The sequence below is a fragment of the Geodermatophilus sp. SYSU D00663 genome, from assembly GCF_054050655.1.
This window is the reverse complement of record NZ_JBJGZT010000005.1, coordinates 170223-181913: the sequence shown is the minus strand read 5'-3', so window position 1 is coordinate 181913 and position 11691 is coordinate 170223. Positions and strand designations below refer to the sequence as shown.

Annotated in this window: 11 protein-coding genes; 5 read left to right on the top strand and 6 right to left on the bottom strand. The window is 74.5% G+C overall.

Annotated elements, in window-relative coordinates:
* Positions 1-88: 88 nt before the first annotated feature.
* From ACI79Z_RS05945 to ACI79Z_RS05920, 6 genes are all read right to left on the bottom strand, one after another.
* Positions 89-1621 (bottom strand): S8 family serine peptidase, encoded by a 1533-nt coding sequence (locus ACI79Z_RS05945; RefSeq protein ID WP_456902032.1) that lies wholly within the window; start codon positions 1619-1621, stop codon positions 89-91.
* Between the two features lie 186 nt (positions 1622-1807).
* On the bottom strand, positions 1808-2779 hold the full coding sequence (locus ACI79Z_RS05940) for a zinc-binding dehydrogenase (protein WP_456902031.1): 972 nt from the start codon (positions 2777-2779) through the stop codon (positions 1808-1810).
* Between the two features lie 17 nt (positions 2780-2796).
* On the bottom strand, positions 2797-3156 hold the full coding sequence (locus ACI79Z_RS05935; RefSeq protein ID WP_456902030.1) for a hypothetical protein: 360 nt from the start codon (positions 3154-3156) through the stop codon (positions 2797-2799).
* Positions 3153-4028, bottom strand: a complete 876-nt coding sequence (locus ACI79Z_RS05930) for a DODA-type extradiol aromatic ring-opening family dioxygenase (RefSeq protein WP_456902029.1) — start codon at positions 4026-4028, stop codon at positions 3153-3155. Before ACI79Z_RS05930 ends, ACI79Z_RS05935 begins: the two co-directional genes overlap by 4 nt.
* Positions 4021-4842 (bottom strand): citryl-CoA lyase, encoded by an 822-nt coding sequence (locus ACI79Z_RS05925; RefSeq protein ID WP_387984983.1) that lies wholly within the window; start codon positions 4840-4842, stop codon positions 4021-4023. The genes ACI79Z_RS05930 and ACI79Z_RS05925 overlap by 8 nt, the downstream gene beginning before the upstream one ends.
* The gene (locus ACI79Z_RS05920) at positions 4839-6032 is read right to left on the bottom strand and encodes a CaiB/BaiF CoA transferase family protein (protein WP_387984986.1); all 1194 of its coding nucleotides are present in this window, start codon (positions 6030-6032) and stop codon (positions 4839-4841) included. The genes ACI79Z_RS05925 and ACI79Z_RS05920 overlap by 4 nt, the downstream gene beginning before the upstream one ends.
* Positions 6033-6244: 212 nt before the next feature.
* Between ACI79Z_RS05920 and ACI79Z_RS05915 the strand changes: the two genes are divergently transcribed.
* The 5 genes from ACI79Z_RS05915 (at position 6245) to ACI79Z_RS05895 (ending at position 11668) form a co-directional block, all read left to right on the top strand.
* Positions 6245-7738, top strand: coding sequence for an amidohydrolase family protein (locus ACI79Z_RS05915; protein WP_456902028.1), 1494 nt, complete (start codon positions 6245-6247; stop codon positions 7736-7738).
* Positions 7739-7789: 51 nt separating this feature from the next.
* Positions 7790-8608 (top strand): IclR family transcriptional regulator domain-containing protein, encoded by an 819-nt coding sequence (locus ACI79Z_RS05910; protein ID WP_456902027.1) that lies wholly within the window; start codon positions 7790-7792, stop codon positions 8606-8608.
* A 73-nt stretch (positions 8609-8681) separates the two neighbouring features.
* Positions 8682-9251: a hypothetical protein gene (locus ACI79Z_RS05905; RefSeq protein ID WP_456902026.1), complete on the top strand. Its 570-nt coding sequence runs from the start codon at positions 8682-8684 to the stop codon at positions 9249-9251.
* A gap of 63 nt (positions 9252-9314) precedes the next feature.
* Positions 9315-9917 (top strand): acyl-CoA-like ligand-binding transcription factor, encoded by a 603-nt coding sequence (locus ACI79Z_RS05900; protein ID WP_456902025.1) that lies wholly within the window; start codon positions 9315-9317, stop codon positions 9915-9917.
* Positions 9918-9988: 71 nt separating this feature from the next.
* Positions 9989-11668, top strand: coding sequence for an MDR family MFS transporter (locus ACI79Z_RS05895; protein WP_456902024.1), 1680 nt, complete (start codon positions 9989-9991; stop codon positions 11666-11668).
* Positions 11669-11691: the final 23 nt, after the last annotated feature.

Sequence of the window (11691 nt, the reverse complement as noted above, 5' to 3'; positions counted from 1 at the left end):
GCGCCACCGGCTGGAGCCGCCCGCCGGGGGGGCCGCGCCCGGGGACGCCGGGCCGCCCCGGGGCGCCGGACCACGCCCACGACCGCGGTCACGACCACGAGGCGCTGGACAGGTCGGCCGTCCGCCACTGGCGGGTCGACCAGGACGCGTCGCGCCACTGGCGGGTCGACCACGTCGTGTTCGTCCACGAGCCGTCCCGCCACTGCCGGGTCGTCCAGGACGCGTCGCGCCACTGGCGGGTGTCCCAGGCCGGCTGGGTCCACTCGACGGTGCGCCAGGTCGTCCCCTCCCAGCCGTCACCGGTGAGGAGGTGGCCGCGCCAGCGGCCGCCCACCCACGCCGTCTGCCGGGCGGACGCGGTGGCCCAGGCGCGGCCGTCCCAGGCGTTGCCGAAGACGTCGACCTCACCCTGCAGCAGCGCCCCGTCGTGGTCGACGTGCGACGTCCCCCGGGAGGCCTCGATCGAGCCGGTGCCGGTGCCGTAGAACTGCGGCGACTGGGTGGTGTTGTTGTTCGGCTTGACCTGCGCCTGGCGGACGTCGGTCAGCCCGTTGCCGCGGTACTGGTTGGTCGTGGAGTCGAACGGCGACGACGTCGACATGATCTGCCGCTTGACCTGGTCGGGGGTCAGCCGCGGGTCCTCCTGCAGCAGGAGGGCGACCTCGCCGCTGACCACCGCGGCGGCCTGCGACGTCCCCGACGACACGGCGAAGCGGTTGCCCCGGCGGGCGTCGGGGTGCCGCTCGTCGGCGTAGCCGTTGGGCACCCGCAGGCCCGTGACCGAGACACCGGGAGCGACGACGTCGACGTGCCGCTGGTTGGTGCCGCGGGTGGCCCACGAGGGCACGGTGTCGTCGACGGGGTCCACGGTGCCCTGCGTGTCGGCCGCGCCGACCGCCAGGACGTAGGGGTCCCGGGCCGGGTTGGCCAGGTTGTGGTTGGTCGACCCGTCGTTGCCGCCGGCGACCACCACGACGATGCCGGCCTTCCACGCCTGCTCGACGGCGAAGGCCAGCGGGTCGGTGCGCGTGTCCTGGGTGGAGTCGGTGCCGTACGACAGGTTCAGGACGCGGATGTTCATCCCGTTGTCGTCGCGGTGCTCGACGACCCAGTCGATCGCCGCGATGACCTGGGTGACGTCGACCGCGCCGTCGCTGGCCCCGACCTTGACGTCCACCAGGGTGGCGTCGGGCGCGATGCCGTTGAACCGGCCGGGGTCGGTGTAGGACACCGGGGTCCCGGCGACGTCCCGCCCGGCGATGATCGAGGCCAGGTGGGTGCCGTGCCCGTAGGCGTCGCGGTGCGCCAGCTCCGGGTCCTGGCTGTCGAAGGACAGGTCGGGCCCGTTGACGACGTTGCCGGTGTCCAGCCCGGGCACCTCGGTGACGCCGGTGTCGATCAGCGCGACGCCGATGCCCCGGCCGGTGAAGCCGGCCCGGTAGGAGTCGTGCGCCCCGACCGCCTGGGCGATGTGGTACAGCGATCCCTTGGCGCTGACGTCGTAGCCGAGCGGGGCGGCGCCGGCCGGCCCGGCGGTCGCGACGAACCCGCCCAGCGCCGCGGTGGTCGCGGCGAGCGCGGCGATCCCGCGTCCGGCTCGACGCCCCCGACCGCGGCTCATCGCCGGGGTCCGGGTGTGCGTGGTGACTGCATGTGGTGTGCCCATCTCATCCGTGAGACCGCCCCGGTCGGGGTGGCACTCCCAGTAGCGGGACCACTGCGCTTCGTGTCTCCCCGAGGGGCGGAGGGGCCACCCGAAGAGGGGAGCCGACGTGACGGCCCGCTCCGCGCCACTCGCGGGCGGACCTCAGGGGACGACGACCAGCCGGACGCCCGCGTCGCCCGCGGCCTGGCGCGCCCAGGCGCCGGCGACGTCGGCCAGCGGCACCGTCTCGTGCGCGACGGCGACCCGGCCGGCGGCGGCCGCGGTGAGGACCGCGCCGAGCGCGTCGCGGCGCTGCCGCGGGGTGAGCGCGTTGTTGGTGTAGCCGAGCACCTCGGCCGAGCGGCCGCGCAGCACCGCCGAGGAGAACACCGCCTCGTCGCCGGACGCCCCGCCCAGGTTGACCAGCCGCCCGCCCGGCGCCAGCACGCGCGACGCCGCGGTCGCCGCGACGCCGAACACCGGGTCGACGACGACGTGCGCGCCGCCGGGGCACGCCTGCGCCAGCGCCGCGGCCAGCGCGTCGACGTCGCCGGTCAGCGGCACCACGGCGTCGGCGCCGGCGGCGCGGGCCCGCTCCCGCGCCGTGGTCGAGCGGCAGACCGCCACCACCCGCCCGGCGCCGAGCACCCGCGCCGCGCCGACCGCCGCCTGGCCCACCGCGCCGCCGGCCCCGAGGACGACGACGGTCTCCTCCGGCTGCAGCCGTCCGCGCCAGGTCAGGCACATCCACGCGGCGACGCCGGACAGGCCGATCGCCGCGACCGCCGCGTCGGGCAGGCCGGCGGTCAGCGGCACGAGGTCCTCGTCGTCGACGGCGCACCGCTGCGCCAGGCTGCCGTCGCCGGGCGCCATGCCGGCCGACGTCGCGAACCAGACGCGGGTGCCGGCCGGCAGCCGGCCGGACTCCTCGACGACGCCGACGCCCTGCACGCCCGGCACGTAGGGCACCGCCGGCGCGCCGAAGTACGACGTGCCCGACGCGCACAGCAGGTCCAGCGGCACGATCGGCGCGGCGGTGACCCGCACCAGCGTGCGGCCCGGCCCGGCGGCGGGGTCGGGGTGCTCGGCGTGCTCGGGCGGCGTCCCGGGCGCGCGGACGACGGCGGCGCGCACGTCAGGTGACCCGCACGTCAGGTGGTGATGTCGGGATAGGGCATCGTGATGTGCTCCATCGCCTTCCCGTAGGCCTTCTGGTACTCCAGCGGCCCGTGGTCGCGCTCGAACATCGCGATGAACAGCGTGAGCGTGAGGAACGGGTGGGCGCCCATCTGGAACAGCGTCACGTGGTCGTGCTCGCGCAGCGCCCGCCGCTCGTCCTCGGTGAACTCCAGCCAGGTCGACCGCTCGTCGTCGGTGCAGTTGAGGATCTTGTTGGCCATCTCGGCCTCCCACCACTCGACCGTGCCGGCCGGGTCCTCGCGGTAGCGCTCGACGAGGGCGGGGTCGCGGTCGACGGTGAAGAGGAACTTGTCGAGCAGGTACCTGCTCACCGCCGCACCTCCGCCGGGACGCCGTTCGGGTACCAGGTGAAGTAGGCCTCCATCGTGTGGAACAGGTCGAGGGTGTCGACGTGGTCGGCCTTCTGCCCCTCGCCGGCGGCGCCCATCATCAGCATGAAGTCCATGAAGCCGTGGGTGGCGTTGCCCGGGGCGTGCAGCGAGTCCAGCGACACCTCGGCCAGGCAGCCCTCGACGTCGCCGGAGGCGATCCACTCGACGGCCTTGCGGTCGAACTCCGGGTCGGGCCCGTGCTCGCCGAACTGGCGTGGGCCGCCGAGCTCCAGCGACAGGTGGCCGGTGCCGATGATCGCCACCCGCTTGTCCGACTCCCAGGACTCGACCATCTCCCGGATCGCCTTCCCGAGCTGCACGAAGCGCCGGGGCTGCGGCAGCGGCGGGGCGAAGATGTTCGTGTAGACCGGCACGATCGGCAGGTCGGCCTGCGGGCGCAGCGTGATGATCGGGCACGTGATGCTGTGGTCGATCCGCAGCTCGTTGGAGAAGGCCAGGTCGAAGTCGCGGTCGAGGCCGTCCCGCAGGAGGTGCGCGGCCAGGTCCTCCTCGCCGCGCAGCGTCATCCGCGGCAGGCCGAACTCGCGTTCCTCGTTGTACCAGTTGGCGTCGAAGAAGGGCGCCTTGCCGACGAGGAACTGCGGCATGTTGTCCAGCCACAGCTGGTGGAAGTGGTCGCTGCCGACCATCACCAGCACGTCGGGCTCGGCCCGGGTGAGCGTCTCGCGGAAGCGCTCGATCTTGGCCACCCACTCGTCGGCGAACGGCGGCCGGTCCGCGCCGGTCGAGGTGCTCGCGCGGTAGTAGAAGGGGTGGTGGGTCGACGCGATGACCGCGGCCACCTCAGCCATGACTGCCTCCCAGGGTCTCGGGCTCGTAGGGGTCCGGCGGGACGGAGCGGTTGTCCAGGTCGACCGACAGGAAGACCCGGTTGGCCACGGGGTGGCGCAGCTCCTCGGCGAGCTGGCCGATCAGCCCGGCGGTGCGGGCCAGCAGCGCGAAGCCGCGCAGCAGCTCCAGCGGCAGGCCGAGGTCGGCCAGCGCGGCGCCGCAGACGCCGGCGCCGTTGAGCGGCAGCGTCCTCCCGAGCACCTGCGGGTGCACCCGGCCGATCGCGGCGAACAGCGACAGGTGCGGGCCGACCAGGCCCTCCTCGCCCGCGATCTCGAACAGCCGCGGCGTGCGCGGGTCGCCGTCCTTGTGCACGTGGTGGCCCAGACCCGGGACGAACCGGCCGGCCGCGCGCTGCGCGGTGACCGTCTCCAGGGCGAGGGCGTCCCAGCCGGCGTCGTCGGCCGGGAGCTCGCCCGCCGACACCAGGACGTCGTGCAGGAACCGGCCGCAGTCCTCGGTGACGCCGAGGAAGCGGGAGCCGCCGCCGAGCAGCCCGGCGGCGAGCGCGCCCTGCACCGAGTCCGGCGCGGACAGCCAGGTCAGCCGGGTGACGATCGCCGTCGGGGTGAAGCCGTGGTCGGCGAGCGCGGCGAGCACCGCCTCGAACACCCGGGTCTCCCCCGGCGTGGGCCGGCGCTGGGTGGCCAGCCAGAACGCGAGCTCGCCGAAGCCGACCGTGCCCATGACGTCGCGCGCGAGGTCGGTGCCGAGCAGGGTGATCGACTCGCGGCTCGAGGCGCCCAGCGCGGTCGGGTACCCGTCCTCGGTCACGGCGTCTCCTCGCCCTCGGCCAGCCAGCGGCGGATCTCCGCACCGTGCTCGTCGAGCGCGGGCGGTGGCAAGCGGTACCGCGCCGCCGTCTCGGAGAACCGGATGGGGTTGCGGATGGAGGGGACGGCGGCGCCGCCCTCCCCCGCCGTGACCACGGGGTCCAGTCCGACCTCCTCGGCGAAGGCGACGCCCTGGTCGACGGTGTTGATCGGCCCGCACGGCACACCGGCGGCGATGATGTCGCGGAACCACTCCATCTTGGTGCGGGTCCTCAGCCGCTCGACCAGCAGCGGCCGCAGCTCCTCGCGGTTGGCCGTGCGGTCCTCGTTGTGCAGGAACCGCGGGTCCTCCACCAGCTCGGGCACGCCGAGCACCTCGCACAGCTTGCGGAACTGGCCGTCGTTGCCGGCAGTGACGATCAGGTCGCCGTCGGCGCAGGGCAGCGGCTCGTAGGGGAACAGGCTGGGGTGGCTGTTGCCCATCCGGAACGGGACGACGTCGCCGGCGACGTACGCCGAGGTCTGGTTGACCAGCCCGGACAGTGCGCTGGAGAGCAGGTTCACCTCGACGTGCTGGCCGCGGCCGGTGGCGTGCCGCTGGTTGAGCGCGGACAGCACGCCGATGGTGGCGTGCAGGCCGGCCATGACGTCGAAGACGGCGACGCCGGCCCGGTAGGGGTCGCCGCCCGGGTCGCCGGTGAGGCTCATCAGCCCGGAGATGGCCTGCACGATGAGGTCGTAGCCGGGCAGCGACCGCCCGCCGGGGCCGCTGCCGAAGCCGCTGATGGAGGCGTAGACGACGGCGGGGTTGGTGGCGGCCACCGTGTCGTAGTCGAGGCCGAAGCGGGCCAGGCCGCCGGGCTTGAAGTTCTCCACCAGGACGTCGGCGCGGCGGGCGAGCTCGCGGGCCGCGGCCAGGTCGGCGTCGTCGGCGAGGTCCAGCGCCACGGACCGCTTGTTGCGGTTGACGCCCAGGTAGTAGGTGGACACCCCCTCCCCGCCGACGTCCCGGACCGGCGGTGCCCAGGTGCGGGTGTCGTCGCCGCGCGGGCCCTCGACCTTGACCACCTCGGCGCCGAGGTCGGCCATGAGCATCGTGGCGTAGGGGCCGGCGAGGATCCGGGAGAAGTCGGCCACGAGCAGGCCGGCGAGGGGGCCCTCGGGGTTCGGCGCGCCGGGTGCTGCCGTCATCGTCGCGTCGCGCTCCTCGGCATCGGGGCTGGCACCAGCGGACAGTCGTCCGCCGGTCGCGCCGAGTCTCGGCACCCCTACCGAGCCGTGTCAACCGCAGGGGCGTCGTCTTGACATGTGCGGCAGGTCACGAGCAGGGTGGCCCGGTCCGCACGGCGTGTCCGCCCAGCGGACAAGCGTCCGTCGAGCCAGCGACGTCCGAGGAGAGCACGATGACCGAGCCCCAGACCCCGGCGCCGCAGGCCGGTCGCCCCGTCGTGTTCCGCGGCGGCACGGTGCTGACGATGGACGACGCCGGCACGGTGCTGCGCGACGCCGACGTCCTCGTCGTCGGCGACCGGATCGCGGCCGTGGGCCCGGCGCTGGAGGCGCCCGAGGGCGCCCAGGAGGTCGACGCCACCGACGGGATCGTGATGCCGGGGATGATCGACACCCACCGGCACATGTGGCAGACGGCGATGCGCGGCTACGGCGCCGACTGGTCCCTCACCCAGTACTTCGTCTGGTACTACCTCGAGCACGGCCGCCGCTTCCGCCCCGAGGACGTCGCCGCGGGCAACCGGCTGGCCGCGCTCGAGGCACTCGAGGCCGGGGTCACCACCGTCGTCGACTGGTCGCACGGGCTGCAGACGGTCGACCACGCCGAGGCCGCCGTCGACGCGCTGCAGTCGGTGCCCGGCCGGTACGTGCTCGCCTACGGCAACATCCAGGCCGCGCCGTGGGAGTGGACCGCGGACAAGGCCGTGCAGGCGTTCCTCGAGCGCCGCCGCACCGGCGCCGGCGACCTGCTCGGCTTCCAGCTCGCCTTCGACGTCACCGGCGACCCGGCGTTCCCGGAGAAGGCCGCGTTCGAGGTGGCCCGCGAGCTCGGCCTGCCGGTGACCACGCACGCCGGCGTCTGGGGCGCCACCAACGACGACGGCATCCGGCTCATGCACGAGCACGGCTTCGCGACGCCGGAGACGGTGTACGTGCACGCCGCGTCCCTCTCCCCCGACAGCTACCACCGCATCGCCGCCACCGGCGGGTCGGTCTCGGTGTCGACGGAGTCCGAGCAGAGCGCCGGCCAGGGCTACCCGCCCACCTGGCAGGTGCGCGCCCACGGCATCCCGGTGTCCCTGTCGATGGACACCAGCGTGTGGTGGAGCGGTGACCTGTTCTCGGCGATGCGCGCCACGCTGGGCGCCGACCGCTCGCGCGAGCACTTCGAGGCCCACCTCAAGGGCGACACGGTGACCCAGCTGGCGCTGCGCGCGCAGCACGTCGTCTCCTGGGCCACCCGCGGCGGGGCGGCGGCACTGGGCCGCGACGACCTCGGCCGGCTCACCCCCGGCGCGAAGGCCGACGTCGTGCTGGTCAAGAACGACGCCTCGCCGGTGTCCTTCCCCCTGCTCAACCCGTACGGCCACGTCGCGTTCCAGGCGCAGCGGGGCGACGTGCACACCGTGCTCGTCGACGGGCGGGTCGTGAAGTCGCAGCACCGGCTGGTCGGCGTCGACCTGGCCGCGGTCCGGCGCGAGGTCGAGGCCACCGTCGAGCACCTGCGCGCCGACATGGGCGAGGACGTCTGGCAGGTGGGCATGGACCCGGAGCTCCCGTCGGCCGAGGTCCTGGACAACCCGTACCAGTACACCGACTACCGCTCCGAGACCACGCACGCAGCCCGGGAGGAGGCCTTCGAGCGCCACCTCTCTTGGGAACGGTGACGACCCGGCCCGGGTACGTGGGATCCCGATCCCGGAGGAGGGGGTGCGGTCGTGGCCGGACGCGGTGAGGGGCCGGACTTCGTCGAGGCGCTGGCGCGCGGGCTCGACGTGCTCACCTGCTTCGGCGCCGACCGGCCGGCCATGACGCTGTCGGAGGTGGCGGCCGCCGCGGGGCTGGCCCGGCCGACCGCGCGGCGGCTGCTGCTCACGCTCGAGGAGCTGGGCTTCGTGCGGTCGGCCGGCGGGACGTTCTCGCTGACCCCGCGGGTGCTGTCGCTCGGGATGGCCTACGTCGGCGCGCTCGGGCTGTGGGACCTCGCCCGGCCGCACATGGAGGCGCTGGTCGCGCGGACCGGCGAGTCGTCGTCGATGGCGCAGCTCGACGGGTCCGACATCGTCTACGTGGCCCGGGTGTCGGTGCCCAAGCTGATCACCCTGCGGGTCGAGATCGGCACGCGGTTCCCCGCCCTCCAGACCTCGCAGGGCAAGGTGCTGCTCGCCGCCCTGCCGCCCGACCGGCTCGAGGCCACCCTCGCCGAGCCCAGCCGCTCGGGGCTGCCGCCCTACATCGGGCGCACGGCCGAGCAGCTGGGTGAGGAGCTGACCGAGGTGCGCGCCCGCGGCTGGGCACTGGCCGACGAGGAGCTCGCGCCCGGCGTGCGGTCGGTCGCCGTCCCGGTGCGCGACGGCACCGGCGCGGTGCGCGCGGCGATGAACGTGACCGTGCACGCCGCCGAGACCTCGACCGAGCGGCTGCTGGCCGAGCACCTGCCCGCGCTGCTGCGCACCGCCGGCGAGGTGAGCGCGGACTGGGCGCGCTGGCAGTCGCGCCCGCACGTGGAGGTGGACCGCTCGCGCTCTGTCGGATGAGACACGGTCGGATGAGGCACGGCCGGGTGGGACGCGGCGGATGAGGGGCGACCGGATGGGTAGTCCCCGTCCCGTGAGCGGGAAGTCGGCGGAGGACTACGAGGAGGACTACACCGACCCGGAGCTGCGCGCGCGGCTCAAGGAGGAGATCAAGGCCGGGGACCGGGGCGGGCGGCCCGGCCAGTGGAGCGCCCGCAAGAGCCAGCTGCTGGCCTCCGAGTACGAGGGGGCCGGCGGCGGCTACCGGCACGAGGGCGAGCGCAGCGCGTCGCAGCGACACCTGCAGGAGTGGACCCGGCAGGACTGGCACACCGCCGACGGCGACGACCGCGCCCGCGGTGACGGCGGGACGAAGCGGTACCTGCCCGACGCCGCCTGGGAGCTGCTGTCCGAGGAGGAGGAGCGCGCCACCGACGCACGCAAGCGCGGCTCCGACGAGCAGCACGTGGCGAACACCGACGCCGCGAAGGAGGCCCGGAGGGCCGCCGAGCTGGTCGACGCGAAGGCGACCGAGGCCCGCGAGAAGGTGGCGGAGATGCACGGCGACTCCCAGCTCGACCGCGCCGAGCGGGCCGAGCGCGACCTCGGCAGGGGCCGCAGGACGGTGCTGGAGGCGATCGAGCGGCAGCGCGACCGCGACTGAGCGACACGCCGTGCAGTCCGCGCAAGCTTGCACGGACTGCACGTTTCGCGGGATCATGTCCGGGTGACCTCCGGCCTGCGCGAGCGCAAGAAGCTCGCCACCCGCTCGGCGCTGCACGCCGCCGCGCTGCACCTGGTCGCCAAGCGCGGGCTCGACGCCGTCTCGGTCGACGACGTCGCCGAGCGCGCCGGGGTCAGCCCGCGGACGTTCTTCAACTACTTCCCCACCAAGGACGACGCCGTCCTGGGCCTGGACCCCGCCGACTCCGCGCTCGTCGCCGAGCGGTTCACGGCGCGCCCGGCCGGCGAGGACCCGGTCACCGCGCTGCGCGCCGTGCAGGCCGGGCAGGCCGCCGCGATGGCCGAGGAGCCCGAGGGCGTGTGGCCGCTGCGGCTGCGCGTCATCGACGAGCACCCCGTCCTGCTGGCCCGCCTGCACGCCGCCTTCGGCGCCTCCGAGCGGGCACTGGCCGACGCCGTCGCCGCCCGCACCGGCACCCGGGTCGGCGTCGACGCCTACCCCACCCTGCTGGCCGCCGTCGCCGGGGTCGCCCTGCGCACCGCGCTGCACCGCTGGCTGGCCGCCGACTTCACCGTGCCGCTGCCCCGCCTCGTCGACGAGGCCTGGGACGCGCTCGCCGCCGGGCTGCCCACCCCGCGCCCCTGATCCCCCCGAGCGGCCGGCGCCGTCCGCTCGCCCCCTCGGTGCCGCGCGCCCGCGGCACCGTCGCACGACCCGTGGAGAACGACGTGAACCCGCCGCCCGACGGCACCGCCCCGCCCATCGTCCTGACCCGCCGCCGCATCAACCTGATCTTCTCGGCGCTGCTCGCCGGGATGCTCGTCGCCGCCCTCGACCAGACGATCGTCTCGACGTCGATGCCGACCATCGTCGGCGAGCTCGGCGGCGTCTCGCACATGGCGTGGGTGACCACCGCCTACCTGCTGGCCACCACCCTGGTCATGCCCGTGTACGGCAAGTTCGGCGACCTGTGGGGCCGGCGCACGCTGTTCCTCGTCGCGATCGGCCTGTTCACCGTCGCCAGCATCGGCGCCGCGCTCGCGCCCGACTTCACCTGGTTCGTCGTCTGGCGCGGGGTCCAGGGCCTCGGCGGCGGCGGGCTGATGATCCTGTCGCAGGCGATCATCGCCGACATCGTCCCGGCCCGGGAGCGCGCGAGGTACATGGGCCCGATCGGCGCCCTGTTCGGCCTGTCGGCCGTCGCCGGGCCGCTCGTCGGCGGCTTCTTCACCGACACCGCGGCCCTGGGCTGGGAGTGGTGCTTCTGGATCAACGTGCCGGTCGGCGTGGGCGCCTTCCTCATCGGCTGGTTCGCGCTGTCGCTGCCGCGCCGGCGCAGCACCACCCCGCTCGACGTCGCCGGGATCGTCGCGCTGTCGGCGACCACGACGTCGCTGGTGCTCTTCACCGACCTCGGCGGCAGCGACGGCTGGACCGACCCGTGGACGCTGGCGCTGGCCGCGGCCTTCGTCGTCTGCGCGGTCGCGTTCGTGCTCGTCGAGCGGCGCGCGGTCGAGCCGATCGTGCCGCTGTCGCTCTTCCGCAACCCGACCTTCGTCGTCGCCACCGCGATGGGCATGGCCGTGGGCCTCGGCATGTTCTCCGCGATCGCGTTCATGCCGACGTTCCTGCAGATGAGCTCCGGGCTGTCGGCCGCGAACTCCGGGCTGCTCATGCTGCCGATGACCGCGGGGATCATCCTCACGATCCAGAGCTCGGCGGGGGTCATCCTGCGCACCGGCCGCTACAAGCGGTTCACCACCGCCGGCGTCGCGGTCATCCTCGCCACGATGGTCTGGATGACCACGCTGGCCGGGGACACGTCGCTGTGGACGATCGGCGCGATGTTCCTCGCGCTCGGCTGCGGGCTCGGGCTGATCATGCAGAACGTCGTCCTGGCCGCCCAGAACGCCGTCCCGGCCACCCAGATCGGCACCGCCACCTCGACGAACAACTACTTCCGCGAGGTGGGCGCCACCCTCGGCGTCGCCGTGTTCGGGACGCTGTTCACCAGCCGGCTGGCCGAGAACCTCACCGGCGCGCTGACCGGCAACGCCGAGCAGGCGGCCGCCGCGGGCATCACCTCACCGGACACCCTCGTGCCGTCGGCGGTCGACGCGGCCGGCGACCCGCTGCGGACGGCGATCGTCGACGCCTACGCGGACTCGCTCGCGCCGGTGTTCTGGTACCTGGTGCCGATCCTCGCCGTCGCCCTGCTGCTGTCCTTCGTGCTCAGGGAGATCCCGCTCGCCGAGCACGCCGGCATGGTGGCCCGCGGCGAGGCGGTGGAGTCCGAGGAGGAGCTCGCGACCCTGCTGCGGTCCGGCGCGCAGGCCGCCGTCCCGGCGCCCGGGCCGACGCTGCAGAAGCGGGACGACGACGCGCTGCCCGTCTGACCGTGCCGGGGCGGCACCCCGGC